The organism is Tianweitania sediminis (assembly GCF_017813335.1).
In the GTDB taxonomy this organism is placed as follows: Bacteria; Pseudomonadota; Alphaproteobacteria; order Rhizobiales; family Rhizobiaceae; genus Tianweitania; species Tianweitania sediminis.
Window position 1 is genome coordinate 35822 of record NZ_JAGIYY010000008.1, and the last position, 16640, is coordinate 52461.

The following is a 16640-nucleotide window of genomic DNA, read 5'->3' on the forward strand; positions in this document are numbered from 1 at the left end:
CTTTTCCAGTGCTCTGACCCAAGAACAGGCGCGCTTCGCAAGGAGCGCGCCTTTCTCTTACCAAAGATCGACCATGCAAGCCGACCAAACCTGGCGCACCCTATTCCACCCCTTTGAAGCCGGTGACTTGCCCGTCCCGGGGCCGAGCGAGCGTGTGCTTTTCCTTGGCGCGCGGCCAGGCTTTCGACTGCCGGACGGCTTTGGAGCTGAGCTCACCTGCGTGCAAGGGTTTCGGCCGGACTTCCTGATGCTGAAGCGACAGGGAAGGGCTGTTGTCCCGGAGCCGGACGGCGACAACTACGATTTGGTGCTCGTGCAAGGCAGCAAGCATCGAGGTCAAAACGAGGGGTGGATCGCGGAAGCGCTGAGGCGCGCAAAAGCCGGCGGGCTGATCGTGGTGGCTGCTTCCAAAAAGGACGGTGCGGACAGCCTGCGCAAGCGCATGACCAATCAACTGGCCGTTCAGAACCATGCCGCAAAGCACCATGGCACGGTGTTCTGGCTGCAGGCTGGCGGCCAAACAATGCCGCTGCCGGAGCCGGTGCTGGTGGATAACCGCTTTCAGACGCGTCCTGGCATGTTTTCGCACGGGCATGCGGACGCAGGCTCGCAGTTTCTGGCCGAACACCTGCCGGCGGACCTCAAAGGTGATGTGGCTGATTTCTGTGCGGGCTGGGGCTACCTGGCAGCTGCGCTGGAAACCCGCGACCCCATTCGGAGCATCGACCTTTATGAAGCCGACCACGCGGCTCTGGAGGCGGCGAAAGAAGCACTTGCCGGATCCCGCAGGCCGTTCAGCTTCTTTTGGCATGACCTGGCGAGTGAGACGGTGACCCGTCGCTACGACGCGATTGTAATGAACCCGCCGTTCCATGCGTCAAGCCAGAAGGCGGAGCCGGATCTTGGTGCCACCATGATCCGGGCTGCTGCGCTGGCCTTGAAGGGGCACGGCCGGCTTGTTCTCGTGGCGAACCGAGCCCTGCCTTACGAGCGTGCCCTGGCGGGCGTCTTTGCGGCTTCCGGCGAAACGGCGCGCAACGACAGCTTCAAGGTCTTGTGGGGCGCAGGGCCACGAACCCGCTAAGAAGAGCGTCAGGAAACGAGGCGCAGGGCCTTGATCGTGATCTGCTCCGGGAGGGGCTCAGGGCGCCCGAACAGATAGCCTTGTACCACGCGGCAGCCCGCAGCGCGCAGCAGCGTCGCCTGATGTTCGGTTTCCACGCCTTCAGCAATCGTATCAACGCCAAGCGCGCGGGACAGTCCGACGATGGTCGAAATCACGGCGCCGCTGTTTTCGTCGGCTTCGAGACGGCTGACGAAGGACCGGTCGATCTTGAGCTTCTGGAACGAGAAGTCGATGAGATAGCTGAGGTTTGAGTATCCGGTGCCGAAATCGTCGACGGCAACCGTGATGCCCATATCAACCACTTCGCTCATGATGGCCGCAGCGCGCGTCTTGTCCTGCATCATGGCCGTTTCGGTCACTTCGAGTTCAAGACGCTGTGGTGCGAGGCCGCTGTCGTGCAAGGCACTGCGCACAAGGTCAACGAAATCGCGTGCCATGAACTGCACGGGAGAGATGTTGACGGCAACGAAGCAGGTGTCGGGCAGCCGCAAGGCGTCCTGGCAGGCGGTCCGCAACACCCATTCCCCGATCGGCACGATCATGCCGGTCTCTTCCGCGATCGGAATGAACTCCATCGGCGGGATGGTGCCGCGTTCCGGGTGCTGCCAGCGGATCAGGGCTTCGTAGCCGACCACAGCCTTGGTGTTGAGGTCGATCTGCGGCTGGTAATGCAGGTGGAAGTCGCCGCGTTCAAAGGCGATCGACAGCTCGGACTCGATCCACTGCCGGTAATCCGCGACCTGGCCCATATCAGGATGATAGGCAGCCCAGCTTCCCATACCGCCGGTGCGTGCTGAAGCGCAAGGTTCGAGCGGCGCAGCAGGCGGATCGGGTCGACACCGTCCTTTGGAATGGCAACAACGCCAACCGAAATGTTGACCGACTGAAGATGCGTTCCGAGCTGGTACGGCGCCGCCATGGTTTCCACCAGGCCTTCGATCAGGCGGTCAATGTCATCCACTTCCGCGCGGTCGGGCAAAAGGACGCCGAACTCTCCGGCGCCCAGCCGGCCGATCTCCACGCCGGCCGGAAAGTACCCCTTGAGCCGCTTGGCGAAATGCTTGATCAGGCGATCGCCGGTTTGGTAGCCGATGGCATCGTTGATCTGCTTGAAGCGATCGATGTCGATGTCGATCAGGAAGGTCGGTTCGCCGGTTTTCACCGACTGGGCCGCGGCTTCGGCCGTTTTGCCGATCATGGCCGTGCGTGCGTGCATGCCGGTCAGCTTGTCGACCTGCGTTTCCCGGAACACGTAGTTGACGGATTCATCGACGCCGGCAAAGAACGACAGGGCCGCAGCGCCTGCGGCAGCGGCACCGAGAGCGGCGATCACAAACGCCAGTGTCTGAGCCGAAAGCGCAGAAATATTCCCGCCGAGCCCAACATGAAGCGCCCAAAAAGCAAGCACGAAGCTGCCAAGACCGGCCGCAGCAACGGTGATCACGCGGAAAAGCGGCGTCCGGGACGGGTTGAGTTCTGACATGCGGTCATTCCAACGACGCCGCAAGCTAACCCGCAAAAGCCTTATAATGCGTTTCCAACAAGGAACTCTGTTTTAGAGCTCCCTGTAGGAGGGTGCGTGGCCGTCAGTCTGCTTCGCCTACGTTCTTCAGTTCCGCCAAACGCGGCATCAGAACGCTGTTGTAGCCGGCATCCACGTAGTGGATTTCACCGGTGACGCCGTTCGACAGGTCCGACAGGAGATAAAGCGCGGAGCCCCCGATGTCATCGAGCGAAACCGGTCGCCGCAGCGGTGCGTTGCGCTGCTGGAAAGCAAACATCTGGCGCGCATCCGAAATGCCTGCACCGGCAAGCGTGCGCACCGGCCCGGCCGACAAACCGTTGACGCGGATCCCGCGCGGGCCGTAGTCGGACGCGAGGTAACGCACCGAGGCTTCCAAGCCTGCCTTAGCCACGCCCATGACGTTGTAGTTCGGCATGGTGCGCATGGAAGCGCCATAGGTCAGCGTGATCATGGAACCCGCGCCATCCATCATGGTGGCTGCCTTGCGCGCAACCTCCGTGAAGGAGAAGCAGGAGATCACCATGGTGCGGACGAAGTTCGCCTTGCTGGTGTCGGCGTAAAGACCCTTCAGCTCGCTCTTGTCGGAAAACCCGATGGCATGCACGAGGAAGTCGATCTTCGGCCAAGTCGCCGCGATCTCATCGAATGCAGACTCGATGGAAGCAGAATCCTCCACGTCGCAGGGGATGGTCAGCGCGGAGCCGACCTTCTCGGCCAGCGGCTTCACGCGCTTGCCGAGCGCTTCGCCCTGGTAGGTGAAGGCCATCTCGGCGCCGTGCTTGTGCAGTTGCTGCGCAATACCCCAGGCAATCGAATGGTCGTTGGCGACGCCCATGATGACGCCGCGCTTGCCCTGCATCAAACCTTCCATGACCGCCTCTGCGCTCAGCCGGCGTAGCGCTGGAACACCAGCGTCGCGTTGGTGCCGCCAAAGCCGAAGGAGTTCGACAGCACGGTGTCGATGGTGGCGTTGTCGATGCGTTCGCGCACGATCGGCATGCCCTCGAATTCCGGATCAAGCGTCTCGATATGAGCACTCTTGCCGATGAAGCGATCCTGCATCATCAAGATCGAATAGATGGACTCCTGCACGCCCGCGGCCCCGAGGCTGTGGCCCGTCAGCGATTTGGTGGAGGTAATGTGTGGCATCTCCGTGCCGAACACCTCGCGAATGGCGCCCATTTCCTTCGAGTCACCCACCGGCGTCGAAGTGCCATGCGTGTTGATGTAGTCGACCTTGCCGTTCACTGTGGACAGCGCCTGGCGCATGCAACGCACGGCACCTTCGCCGGACGGGGCAACCATGTCATAGCCGTCCGACGTCGCGCCATAGCCCACAAGCTCGCAATAGATCTTGGCGCCGCGCGCCTTGGCGTGCTCGAGCTCTTCCAGAACCAGAACGCCTGCGCCGCCCGCGATCACGAACCCATCGCGGTCCACGTCATAAGCGCGCGAGGCCACCGGCGCGCGGTCGTTGTACTTGGACGACATGGCGCCCATCGCGTCGAACAGGTTCGACATGGTCCAGTCGAGATCCTCGTGGCCGCCGGCGAACATGACGTCCTGCTTGCCCCATTGGATCATTTCCGCGGCGTTGCCGATGCAATGCGCCGAAGTCGAGCAGGCGGACGAGATGGAGTAATTGACACCGTGGATCTTGAACCAGGTGGCCAACGTCGCCGAGGCTGTGGATGACATCGCTTTCGGCACGGCGAACGGCCCGATGCGCTTGGGGCTGGTGTTCTTTTCGGTGATGTCGGCGGCTTCCACGATGGTGCGGGTGGATGGTCCGCCCGAGCCCATGATGATGCCGGTGCGCTCGTTGGTGATATCGCCTTCACCGAGGCCGGAGTCGGCGATCGCCTGCTTCATCGCGATGTGGTTCCACATGCCGCCCTGAGACAGGAAGCGGGCGGCACGGCGGTCCACCTGTGCGGCGGCATCGATCGTCGGCGAGCCCCAAACCTGGCACTTGAAGCCATGCTCGGCAAAGGAGTTCGAAAACGTGATGCCGGACCGGGCATCGCGCAGGGAGGCGGCGACCTCTCCGGCATCGTTTCCGATCGAGGACACGATGCCCAGGCCGCTTACAACGACACGTCTCATGGTTTGCTCCGGTATGTTGGCGCGTCTGGTTGCCGTTAAACGGCGGTTCCGACCGCTTCCTGCTTCGACAAACCGACTTTCAGGTCGGTTGCCTTGTAGATGGGCTCGCCATCGGCTTTCAGCCAGCCATCGGCAATGCCAAGCACAAGGCGGCCGCGCATGACGCGCTTGAAGTCGACGCCGTATTCGACCTTCTTGACCGACGGCGTGACCATGCCCTTGAACTTCACTTCACCGGTGGAAAGCGCCATGCCCTTGCCGGGTTCGCCCAGCCAGCCGAGATAAAAGCCGGTCAGCTGCCACATGGCATCGAGGCCTAGACAGCCGGGCATGATCGGATTTCCCGGGAAGTGGCAGGGAAAGAACCAAAGGTCGGGGTGGATCGCGAACTCAGCCCGGATGTATCCCTTGTCGAACTCGCCGCCTGTTTCGCTGATGTCGGTGATGCGGTCGAACATCAGCATGGGGGGAGCGGGCAGTTGCGCATTACCCGGCCCGAACAGTTCGCCGCGGGCGCAGGCCAGCAGATCCTCGTAATCGAAGCTCGTTTTGCGGTCGGCCATGCTGCTTGCTTCTCCCTCCGGATGTCCGCAGCGGACAGGCCGGTTTTGATCCTGTTCTTGTTTCGCACCGTTGAACGGCGCAGATTCTCGCGATTAGCCCGCCTGAGAGGGCGGGTCAACGTGCCGCTCTTGATCGGTTTGTCGCTTCAGAATATATGCAAAGCAGCGCCAGATGGCCACATCACGGCCGAACTGCGTTTGGAGAACGATGAGCGAGACGGCAGAAACAGCAGTGTGTCTGGAAGCGGTGGAACGGCGCGTTCGCGATGCCGGCCTGCGTCCGACGCGCCAGCGCGTTGCGCTTGCACACCTGATTTTCGCCAAGGGTGATCGTCATCTGTCGGCCGAAGAGCTGCACGAGGAAGCATGCCTTGCCGGGGTGCCGGTGTCGCTTGCAACCGTTTACAACGCGCTCCACCAGTTCACGGAATCTGGGATGTTGCGGATCCTGGCTGTGGAGGGTGCGAAAACCTATTTCGACACCAACACCTCCGACCACCACCATTTCTACGTCGAAGGCGAAAACCGCGTGGTGGATATCTGCGACGGTCCCGTTCAGTTCGTGAAACTGCCACAGCCTCCCGAAGGCATGGAAATCGCCAACATCGACGTGGTGATCCGCTTGCGGCCGAAGCGCGGCTGAGGCCCTCCGAAGTGGACCGAGGCGCCGCCTCAGTCCTTGACGGTTTCGCCGGGATACGCGCCCCACAAAAGCGCCTGACTGACCCAGCCTTCATGGCCTGCGAAATTGACCTCGCACCACTCGCCATTGCAGGTCTTGATCGTTCCGATCACGCCAGGCTCGACCTGTGCCACAACGCGGGCTTCCCTGGACGGTTCGCCGAGAACTGAAATCAACGTTTCCTTGCCGCGCTGCCAGGGCGTGACGATCCCGGTGCGTCGACCCGATAGGAGCGACTGGTTGATCCACCCTTCCGCGCCGTCGGCATCCCGCACGCGCCGCCAGTTGTCGAATTCCTGGATGATCTCCATCGGCATGCCAGCCTTCAGGTACATCCAATCAACCGGATAGTTGAGGCCTGGCCCGATGCGGGAGTTGACGCGTCCGGATTTCAGGCTGACGAAACGGGGCAGCGGCAGACCTGTACCGCGTGGCGTTGTTTGCTCGAGGGCCGATGTGGTTTGCGCACTCGCAGGACCCTCCGGCGCAAGCAGCGCGAAGGCCAGGAAAGCGGCTGCAGCGGAACAACGCAGAAGGCGGCCTTTCATGGTGTCTTTTCCCGATCGTGGTGGCGGACAGCCCGCCTTTTCCCTTTGTCTTCCGCAAAGGCGCTTGGTAGGACCTGTCAGGTGCGGAGACAGTTCGAAGTCTCCCAAATCTTGGTTAAAGAGGTCTCAACAGACCCGCGCGGGGAGTGCGCAGCACCATGGTGAACCGCAAGCGACCGCTCGTGGTCTTGTCGCGCAAATTGCCGGATCCGGTGGAAACCCGGATGCGCGAACTGTTCGACGCGCGGTTGAACGAAGACGACCACATCATGACGCAGCCGGAACTGGTGGCGGCTGTGCGTGAAGCGCAGGTTCTGGTGCCAACAGTTGCCGATCGCATCGATGCCGCGGTCATTGCGCAGGCCGGTCCAGAGTTGAAGCTGATCGCCAACTACGGCAATGGCGTCGACAATGTCGATGTCGCCGCAGCGGCTGCCAAGGGCATCACCGTCACGAACACGCCCAACGTCCTCAACCAGGATACCGCCGACATGACCATGGCGCTGATCCTGTCCGTCCCCCGGCGCCTGGCCGAGGGTGCGGAAATCCTGCAAACGCAGGGTAAATGGGCTGGCTGGTCGCCGACCTGGATGCTCGGCCGCCGCATTTCCGGCAAGCGCCTGGGCATCGTCGGCATGGGTCGCATCGGAACGGCCGTGGCCAGGCGCGCCAAGGCGTTTGGCCTGTCCATCCACTATCACAACCGCAAGCGCGTTTCGGCCGCAGTGGAAGATGATCTGGAGGCAACCTACTGGGAAAGCCTCGACCAAATGCTGGCGCGCATGGACTTCATTTCGGTGAACTGTCCCTCGACGCCGGCGACTTTCCATCTGCTTTCGGCGCGACGCCTGGCTCTGATGCAGCCTTCCGCTTATCTCGTGAATACGGCGCGCGGCGATATCGTCGATGAAGCGGCGCTGATTGCGATGATTCAGGAGGGCAGACTGGCGGGCGCGGGGCTCGACGTCTTTGAACAGGAGCCGGTGGTGAACCCCAAGCTGGTGAAGCTCGCCAGGCAGGGGAAGGTGGTGCTTTTGCCGCATATGGCCTCCGCCACCATCGAAAGCCGCATCGACATGGGCGAGAAGGTGATCATCAACATCCGCACCTTCTTTGACGGCCATCGTCCGCCGGACCGCGTTCTGCCGAACCGGATCTAGCGTGCGCTGATCCGGCCGTCCGCGGCTACCGTGACGATCCGGCTGGCGAAAGCCGGTTGCTCTGCGGCCGCCATCTGCACCGCGACGGGCGTGGGCCAGCCCATCTCCCGGGCAACAAGCAGGCCGAGCAGCAGGATTGCATCCGGAGCATCCAGAACAACGGCTGCCGGCGCATGCCCCGCATGCACCAGTTCCAGAAGCACGGCGGATGCTGACGACGATCCGATCGTGCCCGGCAGGAAGATCACCTTGCCAGAGATGCATTCGCCGCATTGGGGATGGCGCACATCGCTGACACGACCAGTCGCCGGATCAATGCCGCCCCAGAAGCTGATCGGCGCCTCAAACACCAGTGCCGGGCCGCAACCAGCCTGGCCGGGCACCAGCACCTTGGCCTGACTGCTCATGCTGGCAGGCTCCCGTAAACGGGGCGGCCCACAACGGCACTCTCGATGCAATCGGCAAGCGCTGCGTAAAGCACGGAATAGCCGGTGTTGCCGGGCGCGTAATGCGCGAACTTGCCGGAATTGGTCATGAGGACACCGGAAGGCAGCGTGTCCATGATCGGCGTGACCACCACGCACGTATCCACCACGAGGGTGATACCGGCGCTTTGCAGGTCCTGATGGAGGCCGAGCCGCTCAAGCTCCGCCACCACATGGCGGCCGGTGCAGGCGTAGAAGGGAACGCGCACCTTTCGTCCGTCGAGCAGCCGCAGAAGCGATCGGCATTCGTCCAGCGAAAGATGCGGACTGCCGATGGCCACAGCGTCCAGTTGGTCGCCGGCTTGTGCGGTGGATAAGGCCGCCTGCGCGGATCGTATCAACGCCGTATCAACCGTGACGGACTCGACGGGACCATCAGCGAGCACGGAGGAAAGATTTGGTGCTTCCGGCGTTACGCCGACGATGTGGAACAGGCCCACTGCCCCGGAAGAGGCTGCGGCGGCGCCGAACGCCTTCAGTGCATCCTCGCCGGGATGGGCGGCGATCCCCATCACCACGCCAACAGCGTCTCCAACCGTTCGGCCGTAAAGCGATCCGAGAATCGGCCACGCCACATCTGATTCGAGGAAACGGCGCGGCAGCGCCGAAACGTCGAACACAAGGGTGGCGCGGCGGTTTTCCGGCCGGTGCAGCCCTGTGTCGGGTGCGCGGCCGGTGACGGCGCAGGCGATGTCGAGAAAGTCGCCGTAGCGGTTGGTCCGCGCGCCCAGCACGGAGTTGCAGAACACAACGGCGTTGGACTCGCCCCAGGCCACATCGGTGCCGAAGGTGGGGCGGTGGCCCGCCTGGTAGGGCGCGCAGGTCCAACTCGGCTCGCAGCCAAGCGCACGATACGCTCGCATCATCCGCCGCGCCATCTCCCGCGGGTGGTCCGCAAGCCTGACGCGGCAGGATCCGGTAAGGTCGAGCGCGCCGACATTGAGCGTGGCGCGCACACTCGCTTTGGCGCCACCGTTCACCAGCCGCTCGGCAAACAAGGTGCCGGAATCGCCATGATAAAGCGCGCCGTCGATGTGGGCAGAGGCAATGGGAAGGAGCCGTGGGGCGCCGAGGAGGCGGGCGCTTTCGGCCACGAGGCGCATGGCCACCGCGGCACCATCCGTGCCGGAAGCGACAGCCTGCTCCTCGGCCGTGAGCATCAGGCTCATAGCTGCTTCCGGAAGGTGATGGAGGTTGGGCGATCATAGCCCGGATGGCTGGTACGCTCGGTCTCCTTGAAGCCGAAGCGGCTGAAGATCGCGTGGTTCTTCGTCAGTTCAACGCGCGCTTGCAGCTCGATGGCTTCGCGGCCCAGCGCCTTTGCGTGATCGATGGCCTTCGTGATGAGGGCGCCACCCACGCCTTGCCCGTGCAAGGCAGGATCGACGGCAAGCCGGCCGAGGTAAAGGTGATCGCCCTGATCGTGGAGAAACACGCATCCGATTAAGCGGCCGCCCTGTTCAGCGACGAAGACGGTCTCGCGCGCGGCCTTCTGCTGCAAGTCCTGCGGCGTGACGTCAAGGGTGGAGGACGGGGGATCGATCACGCCATCCATGGGCGCATAAGCGCGACGGATCAGGGCAAGGAGATCGCCCCAGGCACCGAACGTTGCGGGAAGTTGCGCCACCTGAAATGCCGGTTTGCGACGCTTGTAGGTGATCGTGTCGAAGCGGGCGGCGAGCGCATCGTAAAGCAGAAGCCGGCCCACTAAAGGCTCCCCGATCCCGGTGATCAGCTTGATCGCCTCCATGGCCTGCAGCGTGCCGATCACGCCGGCCAAGGCACCGATAACGCCAGCCTGCGCGCAGGACGGCACCAGTCCTTCCGGTGGCGGTTCGGGGAACAGGTCGCGATAGGAAGGCAGGAGCTGCCCGTTCGGTCCTTCGGCGTAAGGCATCAGCACCGTCAGGGACCCGTCGAACCGTCCGATCGCCGCGTGCACCAGGGGTTTGCGGGTCGCAGCGCAGGCATCAGCCACGAGGTAACGCGTCTCGAAATTATCGGAGCCGTCCACCACAAGATCGTAAGCGCCAACAAGCGCTTCCGCATTGGCGGCACCCAGCCGCACCGGATGAAGTTCCACGACGACATGGAGGTTGACGGCCTGCACGGCTCGCGCGGCGCTAACGGTCTTGGCCTCGCCCACGGCGGCCGTGGTGTGGATCACCTGCCGCTGCAGATTGGAAAGCGACACGGTGTCGTCGTCGAGAATGCCCAGCGTGCCCACGCCGGCTGCGGCCAGGTAGGCGAGCACCGGGGCACCAAGGCCGCCCGCACCCACCACAAGAACCCGTGCGCGCTTCAGCTTTTGTTGCCCGGCCCCACCGACCTCCGGCAACACGATGTGGCGCGCATATCGGGCGAGTTCGTCGGGGGAAAGGGGAGGGGAAACAGCACTCATGGGGAAAGCATAGGCGTCCGCCCCGCGCCTGTCAGCAACTCAGCCCGCCTGAACTGCGGCATCCGAAACATGGAGGAATTGGGCTCGGCCTTCCAGGCTGGCAAACAGCGCCCGCTCGGTGCCGGTCATGAAGGTTTGGCAGCCGATCTCCTCGAGAATGGAAAACAGCGCGGCCCGCCGTCCTTCGTCGAGATGGGCGGCGATCTCGTCGAGGAGCAGGATTGGCACGAGCCCTGTGATGGCCGAGGTGAGCCGGGCATGCGACAGGATCAGGCCAATCAGAAGCGCCTTCTGCTCGCCGGTAGAGCAAAGGGCTGCCGGCATGTCCTTTTCGCGGTAATGAACAAGGAAATCGGCGCGATGCGGGCCATCCAGCGTGCGGCCCGACACGCGATCGCGGAAGCGGTTGTCGCGCAAGGCGGCGCGGAAGCTTTCCTCGATGTCCACTGCCGGCCGCGTGGCGACCTGGTCTTCCACAAAGCCGGACAGTGCGATGCCGGCGCGGGGAAACGCGGCACCATCCGGCATGCCGTCGATGAGGCTGGTGAGCAGACGCACGAGCTCGACGCGGGCGACGGCAATCGCGGTGCCGGTTTCGGCCATCTGCATCTCGATAGCATCGAGCCAGGCCGTGTCACGGCTCTCTTCCGCAAGCAGGCGATTGCGACCGCGCATGGCCTTCTCGTAGTCGAGTGCGCGACGTCCATGCTGCGGATCGATCGCCAGCACCAGCCGGTCGACAAAGCGCCGTCGGTCTGCCGCTGGGCCGGTAAACAGCGTATCCATGGCCGGTGTCAGCCAGATCACCCGCAGCCATTCCAGAAGATCATCGGCTCCTTTCGCCGGCGCGCCGTTGATGCGCACGCGACGGCCGCCATCGGCTGCCTCCTGAATGCCGGCCGCGCCCGTTCCGGTGCCAATCGCGGCATCACCGGCCGCGCCGGAAACTTCAGCGAAGATCGAAAAGCCATCCTCGGACCCGGCGCGCGCAATGTCGCCGTAGCTCGCGCGGCGTAGGCCACGGCCGGGTGATAGGAAAGAAAGCGCTTCAAGAAGGTTGGTCTTGCCGGCCCCGTTGGCGCCAAAGAACACCACGGCGCCGGGCTGGAAGCGAACCGACAGCTGCGCGTAGTTGCGGAAGTTCGCGAGCTGGAACTTCTGAATGAAGCTGGGTTCGGCCAAGACGACGGATGCTGAAGCGCGTTCTAGACGCGCATCGGCATGAGGACATAAAGCGTGTTGTCATCCGCCATGTCGTTGATCAAGGTCGGCGAACCCGCATCGGCCAGCATGAAACGCGCATCGCCGCCTGATAGCTGCCCCGCGACGTCGAGGAGGTAGCGGGCGTTGAAGCCGATCTCGATCGGATCCGAATCGTAGTCCGCTGCCAGTTCCTCGGTCGCGCTGCCCGAATCGGGATTGTTGACGGCAAGCACCACCTGACCGCTGGCGATCGAAAGCTTCACCGCCCGGCCACGCTCCGAGGAAATGGTGGAAACGCGATCCACGGCGGAGGCGAAGCTTTGCCGGTCTATGATGAGCCTGCGGTCGTTGCCGGTGGGGATCACGCGCTGATAGTCCGGGAAAGTGCCGTCGATCAGCTTGGAGGTGAGAACCACCGGTCCGATCGTGAAGCGGATCTTTGTGTCCGAGAGTTCCACGGTGACGGTTGTTTCCGGGTTGTCGAGGAGCTTCTGCAACTCGCTGACCGTTTTGCGCGGCACGATGATCCCAGGCATTCCCTCCGAACCCGAAGGGGCAGCCGTTTCCGATCGCGCCAGGCGATGGCCATCGGTTGCAACCGCGCGCAGCTTCAGGTCCGCCCCGTCGCCATGCGTGTGCAGGAAAATGCCGTTGAGATAATAGCGCGTTTCTTCCGTGGAGATCGCGAACTGGGTTTTGTCGATCAAACCCTTCAGGTTGGGCGCCGGAATCTGGAAGATATGGGTGAAGGTGCCGGCGGTGAGTTGCGGGAAATCGGACTGCGGCAGGCACTGGAGCCGAAAGCTGGAGCGCCCGGCCATCACCGTCATGGCGTTGCCGTCCTCGTCGAGCTTCAGCATCACCTCCGAGCCGTCGGGCAGCTTGCGCACGATGTCGTAAAGAAGATGCGCCGGAACGGTGGTGGAGCCGGCGCGCTCCACCATGGCAGCAATGGTTTCGGTGACTTCGAGGTCGAGGTCGGTCGCCTTCAAGGACAAATCCGCGCCGTCGGCTGCCAAAAGCACGTTGGACAGGATCGGAATGGTGTTGCGGCGTTCCACCACGCGGTGGACGTGGTTGAGCGACTTGAGAAGGTTCGAGCGTTCCAGAACTACGCGCATGACACTGTCCCGACAGAAAAGAAACGGGACAGGGTGCACGGAGAAGGGTCCGCTTGTCCCGCCGACCAAGGAGGAACCTGGGTCGGAATCGCGGCAGACTGACAACAATTCCGCCGCGAAAGCAAGTTTTTCGGCCTGTGTGAACAGGCCCGATCAACAGGGCTGATCGCGCCGTTATTGCGCCTCGTTGATGAGGCGGCGCAGGAACTCGATTTCCTGGGCAAGCTTGGTGTCGGACGTCGACAAATCCTCGATCTTGCGCACGGCATGAAGAACCGTGGTGTGGTCGCGCCCGCCGAAGCGACGGCCGATCTCGGGAAGGGAGCGGGGCGTCAGTACCTTGGACAGATACATCGCAACCTGGCGCGGCTTGACGATCGTGCGGGTACGACGGTTCGACAGGAGTTCCGTTTTCGACACGTTATAGTGCCGCGCAACAATGCGCTGGATCTCCTCGATGCGCACGCGCTTCGGTTCGCCGGAACGGAAGATGTGGGCGAGCATCTCGTCGATGCGCTCGATATCGAGCTGCGGTTCAAACGAGCGGCGAAACAGCACCTGGTTGAAGGCACCTTCCACTTCGCGGCCGCTGCCTGGAACCGCATGGGCGATGTGGTTGAGGATTTCATCCGAGATCTCGATCGTCGGATCCTCGGCCTGCGCGGCCAGGAGCCGCCCGCGCAGCATGGACAAGCGCATCGAGAAGTCCGGCGCCGCCATTTCCAGGGACACACCGCCGGTCAAGCGGGACCGCACACGGGGCTCCAGCGACTCCAGGTCGGCCGCTGGACGGTCGGCCGCAACCACCACCTGCTTGGCGCTGTCGAGCAGCATGTTGATGAGATGGCAGAACTCGTGCTGGATCGACTTGCCCTGCAGGAACTGCATGTCGTCGATGATCAGGAGGTCGATGTCGCGCAGATGCTCCTTGAGAGCCAGCGCACTGTTGTCGCGGATCGCGGAAGCGAAGCGCCACATGAAGTACTCGGCGGTCAGGTAAACAACCCGCGAGCCCGGCCGGTTGCGAATGGCTTCGGCGGCGATTGCCTGGAGGAGGTGGGTCTTGCCCAGGCCCACGGAGGAATGGATGTATAGCGGATTGAAGCGAACGGCGTTTGGCGCGGTTTCAGCCACGGCCTTGGCGGCAGCGAAGGCAACCCGATTGGAGGGGCCTTCAACGAAGGATTCAAAGGTGTAGCGGTGGTCGAGCGGCGACCCGACACTGGATCCGCGCGCTTCGATCTCGACCGGCGCCGCGTTGCGCGGAAGGGGAGCGCTGGAGTTGGCGGGCGCGGAAGACTTCGCAGCCGTGGCAGCGCTTCCCGTAGACTTGGTGGAGCGACGCGGCTCCTTCGTGGTTTCGGCTGGTGCGGCGGCGGAAGTGGATCGCGTGGCGGAGCGAACGATTACCTCGACCTTGAGCGTCGAAGGTTCTTCAGCCTTCCACAACTCGTCGATCGTCTTGATGTAGTGGTTGTTGATCCAAGAGCGCAAAAACGCAGTTGGAACCGACAAGCGGACGATACCGCGGGACGCTTCGGCGAGTTTCATACGGCCGAACCAGCTGTTGAACACTTCAGCACCGAGCCGAGTGCGCAGTTGGACTTTTACGCGCTCGAAAACCAGTTCGCCGGCTCCGCCGCCAATGTCCATTTGCCCCTCATGAAGTTCGATCTGCGCCGGATGGCTGTAGTCAATTCGTGCTGCAACGCCGCTTTGCATTCTATGCCGTCCCTCGTCCGTTCTTGTCAGGGCTCGCAAGGATTGCGAAGCCCGCATTTTGTTGCGCCTTCGCTCCTCGTAAGCAAAGACACAGCCCGTCAACTCTGCTCCGGTCTTCAGCGGACCGGTTCAAGATCTCCTTGTCGATGGGCAAACCTCCGGCGTGGCTGGCGAATCCACCATCCTCGCTTCACAACGGCTGTTGTGGGTTGGCACCTGTCGAAACCAGCGCAAAAGTATACAACGTCCGTTCATCGGCAAAACTGCCGACGCAGCGACCCTGCATGTCCGAGTTGGGTTAAAGACCCCCGTCCGACCCCTTTGGCTGAGAAGGACTTTACCGTTTCCCAACGACGCCAGACAAGCGCCCACTTCATCGAATTTTAACGTTTATTGAGCGATCGGCGGACTTTGGCAGCACTCCGAAAGCGCGTTAATCTTGTAAGCCCTTTCGGAATCTAGAGCTTTTCGCGACGGCCGGTTCTGTACGGTCACAGAATAAAAATTTTCAAAGAAATTGCTTGACTCTCACGCCTCCAAGACCGGTCGTCCTGCTTGTGGGAAGCCTGTGGATAACGTCCGGCAAAATGCTGTTTATACAACGTTTTTGACGATGGCCATCCGGAAAAGAATAGCTGCTACAACAGCATTTTCAAATGCTTAGCCGAAGTTGTCAGGCGGGCTGAAACAGCAAACGCAAAAAACCGCCTCGCGGCTCCGTTTGGAGCCTGCGAGTCGGCAAACAAAAACCTGGCCTCAGGCCAGGTTTCAAGATGGAACTGGAAAGTCGCTTAGGCGGACGCGGAAAGCGTCTTCAGCCGCGAAGCCAAGCGCGAAACTTTGCGCGACGCCGTGTTGCGGTGAATCACGCCCTTGCCGGCTGCACGCATCAGTTCAGGCTCGGCAGCCTTGAAGGCCACGGCTGCGGCTTCCTTGTCGCCTGCCAGCAATGCTTCCTCGACCTTGCGCACGAAAGTACGAACACGCGAACGACGCGTCTTGTTGACCGCGGTGCGGCGGGCGATCTTACGCGCCGCCTTCTTGGCCGAAGTTGTATTGGCCATAATGCCTCTCTATTAACCGTCAGGGGGTGCAGGCACGAGGCCGCACAAAAAACAAAGCGGCAGCCACGAGGCCACCACACGTGGCGCGGCTTATAGGCAGAGATTGGCAAAGCGTCAATGCCTTTCCGCCCTTTGCCGCGCCGCAAAGGCTCAGCGATTGTTGAAGGACGGCTTCCGCTTCTCGGAAAAGGCGGACATGCCTTCCTTCTGGTCTTCCAGCGCGAACATGGAATGGAAAACGCGACGCTCGAACCGCAGCCCTTCCGAAAGGCTGACCTCATAGGAGCGGTTCACCGCTTCCTTGTTCATCATCACGGCCGGCAAGGAGAAGCTGGCGATCTTGTCGGCGGCTTTGAGGGCTTCTTCCAGAAGCTCGCCCGCTGGAACGACGCGCGAAACCAGTCCGCTGCGCTCGGCTTCCGCTGCATCCATCATGCGGCCCGTCAGGCACATATCCATGGCCTTCGACTTGCCCACGAAGCGGGTCAGGCGCTGCGAGCCGCCCATGCCGGGCATGACGCCGAGCGTAATCTCCGGCTGGCCGAACTTGGCGGTGTCAGAAGCGATAATGAAGTCACAGGCCATGGCGAGCTCGCAGCCGCCGCCCAGCGCATAACCGGAAACCGCTGCGATGATCGGCTTGCGCACCCGCAGCATGGCATCCCATTCGGCGAAGAAGTCGTCGAGATAAGATTGGACGAAGCTCCGGCTCTGCATCTCCTTGATGTCCGCACCGGCTGCAAACGCCTTTTCCGAACCCGTGATGACGATGCAGCCGATCGTGGTGTCCGCTTCAAAGGCCTGGAGAGCGGCCAATACGTCCCGCGTCAGGCCGCTGTTGATTGCATTCAGCGCTTGCGGTCGGTTCAACGTGATCAGCCCGACCTTGCCACGGGTTTCAGTCAGGATCGTTTCGTAGGCCATGGTGTCCTCC

The 16640-nt window shown here is 62.5% G+C and carries 16 protein-coding genes and 2 pseudogenes; 3 read left to right on the forward strand and 15 right to left on the reverse strand.

The genetic code is table 11. The annotated features are described in order from the left end of the window. The first annotated feature begins 73 nt into the window (after positions 1-73). Positions 74-1084: a class I SAM-dependent methyltransferase gene (locus tag J5Y06_RS17970; RefSeq protein WP_209336574.1), complete on the forward strand. Its 1011-nt coding sequence runs from the start codon at positions 74-76 to the stop codon at positions 1082-1084. Between the two features lie 8 nt (positions 1085-1092). Here the strand turns inward: J5Y06_RS17970 and J5Y06_RS23480 are convergent, their stop codons facing one another. From J5Y06_RS23480 to fabA, 5 genes and pseudogenes are all read right to left on the reverse strand, one after another. After that, positions 1093-1905 carry a putative bifunctional diguanylate cyclase/phosphodiesterase gene (locus J5Y06_RS23480; protein WP_342453455.1) on the reverse strand — a complete coding sequence of 271 codons (813 nt, stop codon included), beginning with the start codon at positions 1903-1905 and terminating at the stop codon, positions 1093-1095. A 68-nt stretch (positions 1906-1973) separates the two neighbouring features. Beyond that, positions 1974-2609, reverse strand: a pseudogene (locus J5Y06_RS23485) (GGDEF domain-containing protein); the annotation flags it as partial. A gap of 103 nt (positions 2610-2712) precedes the next feature. Continuing rightward, a complete protein-coding gene (gene fabI / locus J5Y06_RS17980) occupies positions 2713-3522 on the reverse strand; it encodes an enoyl-ACP reductase FabI (RefSeq protein WP_209336575.1) in 810 nt (269 codons plus the stop codon). Positions 3523-3536: 14 nt separating this feature from the next. Further along, positions 3537-4757 carry a beta-ketoacyl-ACP synthase I gene (gene fabB / locus J5Y06_RS17985; RefSeq protein WP_209336576.1) on the reverse strand — a complete coding sequence of 407 codons (1221 nt, stop codon included), beginning with the start codon at positions 4755-4757 and terminating at the stop codon, positions 3537-3539. 35 nt (positions 4758-4792) lie between these two features. After that, positions 4793-5320: a 3-hydroxyacyl-[acyl-carrier-protein] dehydratase FabA gene (gene fabA / locus J5Y06_RS17990; RefSeq protein WP_209336577.1), complete on the reverse strand. Its 528-nt coding sequence runs from the start codon at positions 5318-5320 to the stop codon at positions 4793-4795. Between the two features lie 208 nt (positions 5321-5528). On the opposite strand from fabA, the gene irrA reads away from it, so the two are divergent. Further along, positions 5529-5963: an iron response transcriptional regulator IrrA gene (gene irrA, locus J5Y06_RS17995; protein WP_209336578.1), complete on the forward strand. Its 435-nt coding sequence runs from the start codon at positions 5529-5531 to the stop codon at positions 5961-5963. Between the two features lie 29 nt (positions 5964-5992). On the opposite strand, the gene J5Y06_RS18000 is transcribed toward irrA, so the two are convergent. Beyond that, positions 5993-6550: an SH3 domain-containing protein gene (locus J5Y06_RS18000; RefSeq protein ID WP_209336579.1), complete on the reverse strand. Its 558-nt coding sequence runs from the start codon at positions 6548-6550 to the stop codon at positions 5993-5995. Between the two features lie 158 nt (positions 6551-6708). Between J5Y06_RS18000 and J5Y06_RS18005 the strand changes: the two genes are divergently transcribed. Then, positions 6709-7710: a 2-hydroxyacid dehydrogenase gene (locus J5Y06_RS18005; protein WP_209336580.1), complete on the forward strand. Its 1002-nt coding sequence runs from the start codon at positions 6709-6711 to the stop codon at positions 7708-7710. Here J5Y06_RS18005 and J5Y06_RS18010 read toward each other — a convergent pair. The 9 genes and pseudogenes from J5Y06_RS18010 to J5Y06_RS18045 form a co-directional block, all read right to left on the reverse strand. Then, the gene (locus tag J5Y06_RS18010; RefSeq protein ID WP_209336581.1) at positions 7707-8117 is read right to left on the reverse strand and encodes an aconitase X swivel domain-containing protein; all 411 of its coding nucleotides are present in this window, start codon (positions 8115-8117) and stop codon (positions 7707-7709) included. The genes J5Y06_RS18005 and J5Y06_RS18010 overlap by 4 nt on opposite strands. After that, positions 8114-9364 carry an aconitase X gene (locus tag J5Y06_RS18015; RefSeq protein ID WP_209336582.1) on the reverse strand — a complete coding sequence of 417 codons (1251 nt, stop codon included), beginning with the start codon at positions 9362-9364 and terminating at the stop codon, positions 8114-8116. The genes J5Y06_RS18010 and J5Y06_RS18015 overlap by 4 nt, the downstream gene beginning before the upstream one ends. After that, positions 9361-9750, reverse strand: coding sequence for a GNAT family N-acetyltransferase (locus J5Y06_RS23140; RefSeq protein WP_245248092.1), 390 nt, complete (start codon positions 9748-9750; stop codon positions 9361-9363). The genes J5Y06_RS18015 and J5Y06_RS23140 overlap by 4 nt, the downstream gene beginning before the upstream one ends. Positions 9751-9840: 90 nt before the next feature. Beyond that, a pseudogene (locus tag J5Y06_RS23145) lies at positions 9841-10596 on the reverse strand (molybdopterin-synthase adenylyltransferase MoeB); the annotation flags it as partial. Positions 10597-10635: 39 nt separating this feature from the next. Continuing rightward, the gene (gene recF / locus J5Y06_RS18025) at positions 10636-11778 is read right to left on the reverse strand and encodes a DNA replication/repair protein RecF (protein WP_209336584.1); all 1143 of its coding nucleotides are present in this window, start codon (positions 11776-11778) and stop codon (positions 10636-10638) included. Positions 11779-11801: 23 nt separating this feature from the next. Beyond that, on the reverse strand, positions 11802-12920 hold the full coding sequence (gene dnaN, locus J5Y06_RS18030) for a DNA polymerase III subunit beta (protein WP_209336585.1): 1119 nt from the start codon (positions 12918-12920) through the stop codon (positions 11802-11804). Positions 12921-13094: 174 nt separating this feature from the next. After that, positions 13095-14573 carry a chromosomal replication initiator protein DnaA gene (dnaA, locus tag J5Y06_RS18035; protein ID WP_245248094.1) on the reverse strand — a complete coding sequence of 493 codons (1479 nt, stop codon included), beginning with the start codon at positions 14571-14573 and terminating at the stop codon, positions 13095-13097. 860 nt (positions 14574-15433) lie between these two features. Continuing rightward, positions 15434-15706, reverse strand: a complete 273-nt coding sequence (gene rpsT / locus J5Y06_RS18040; protein WP_209336587.1) for a 30S ribosomal protein S20 — start codon at positions 15704-15706, stop codon at positions 15434-15436. Between the two features lie 150 nt (positions 15707-15856). Then, positions 15857-16630 carry an enoyl-CoA hydratase gene (locus J5Y06_RS18045; RefSeq protein ID WP_209336588.1) on the reverse strand — a complete coding sequence of 258 codons (774 nt, stop codon included), beginning with the start codon at positions 16628-16630 and terminating at the stop codon, positions 15857-15859. Positions 16631-16640 lie beyond the last annotated feature (10 nt).